Genomic DNA, 1,778 nt, shown 5'->3' with positions numbered 1-1,778 from the left:
GCGGCCCGGAGATCCGCTGGTACGAGGACGGCACCCTGAACGTGGCCGTGAACTGCGTGGACCGCCACGTGGCGGCGGGGCGCGGGGAGAAGGTCGCCCTGTACTTCGAGGGCGAGCCCGGCGACCGCCGCGCCGTCACCTACGCGCAGCTGCAGCGCGAGGTCGCCCAGGCCGCGAACGCCCTCGAGGAGCTGGGCATCGAGGCGGGCGACCGCGTCGTCGTGTACCTGCCCGTGCTCGTGGAGACGATCGTCATCACGCTGGCGTGCGCGCGGATCGGGGCCGTGCACTCGCTCGTGTTCGGCGGGTTCTCGGCGGAGGCGCTGCGGTTCCGCGTCGAGGACACGGGCGCGAAGCTGCTCGTCACCACCGACGGCCAGTTCCGCCGCGGCGCCGCCGTCCCCGTGAAGGCCAACGCGGACGAGGCCGTGTCCGGGGACAACGCGATCGAGCACGTCCTCGTCCTGGACCGCACGGGCCACCGGGACATCCCGTGGACCGAGGGCCGGGACCTGTGGTGGCACGACGTCGTCGACCGCCAGCCGGACACCCACACCCCGCGCGCCTTCGACGCGGAGCACCCGCTGTTCATCATGTACACCTCCGGCACCACGGGACAGCCCAAGGGGCTCGTGCACACCTCCGGCGGGTACCTCGCCGCGGCCTCGTGGACGCACGACTTCCTGTTCTCCCACCCGGACCCGGCACGGCGCGACGACGACGTCCACTGGTGCACCGCGGACCTGGCCTGGGTCACCGCGCACACCTACGAGATCTACGGTCCGCTCTCGAACGGGGTCACGCAGGTGATCTACGAGGGCGTGCCGAACGCCCCGCACCCGGGCCGGCACTTCGAGGTGATCGAGCGCTACCGGGTGACGAGCTACTACACGGCGCCCACCCTGATCCGCTCGCTCAAGGGCTGGCATCCGGAGGGGATCCCGGCGCACGCGGACGGCGGCCCGGACCTGTCCTCGATCCGCCTGATCGGCACCGTGGGCGAGTCCGTGAACCCGGAGGCCTGGACATGGGCGCGGACCCAGATCGGCCGGGACACCCCGGACCTGCCGATGGTGGACACGTGGTGGCAGTCCGAGACGGGCGCCACCGTGCTCTCCCCGCGCCCCACGGACACGGCCTTCAAGCCGGGCTGCGGCTCCCGGCCCCTGCCGGGGGTGGACGTGGCCGTGGTCGACGACGACGGCGCCCCCACGCCCGAGGGCCTGCAGGGCCGGATCGTGGTCACCCGCACCTCGCCGTCGATGGCGCGGACCGTGTGGCGGAACCCGGCCCGCTACTTCCACTCGTACTGGGAGGACTACGCGGACCAGGGCGAGGCGGGCTGGTTCCTCGCCGGTGACGGCGCCAAGCGGGACGAGGACGGCGACGTCTGGATCCTCGGGCGCGTGGACGACGTCATCAACATCTCCGGGCACCGGCTGAGCACCATCGAGATCGAGTCCGCCCTCGTGGCGCACCCGGAGGTGATCGAGGCTGGGGTGTGCCCCGTGCCGCACGAGACCACCGGGCACGCCGCCGTCGCCTTCGTGGTGGCGCACGAGGGCTGGCTGGCCGGCGACGACGGCCCCGGCGCCTCCGCCGCCGACCGCGCCGAGGAGCTGCGGCGGCACGTGGGACGGGTGATCGGGCCCGTGGCCAAGCCCGCCGAGGTGGTCTTCGTCCCCGACGTGCCCAAGACCCGCTCAGGCAAGATCATGCGGCGGCTGCTGACGCAGCTGCACCAGGGCACCGCGCTCGGGGACACCACGAGCCTCCAG

At 73.2% G+C, this 1,778-nt stretch carries 1 protein-coding gene; it reads left to right on the top strand.

Features of this window, described 5'->3' with window-relative positions:
• Positions 1 to 1,778: acetate--CoA ligase (gene acs / locus AB0N07_RS50610; protein WP_365847711.1), on the top strand; the 1,778-nt coding region annotated here is incomplete at both ends.

It is taken from the genome of Streptomyces sp. NPDC051172, assembly GCF_040682555.1.
Classification (GTDB): Bacteria; Actinomycetota; Actinomycetes; order Streptomycetales; family Streptomycetaceae; genus Streptomyces.
The sequence above is the reverse complement of the archived record's forward strand: the minus strand, read 5'-3'. Positions and strand labels throughout refer to the sequence as shown.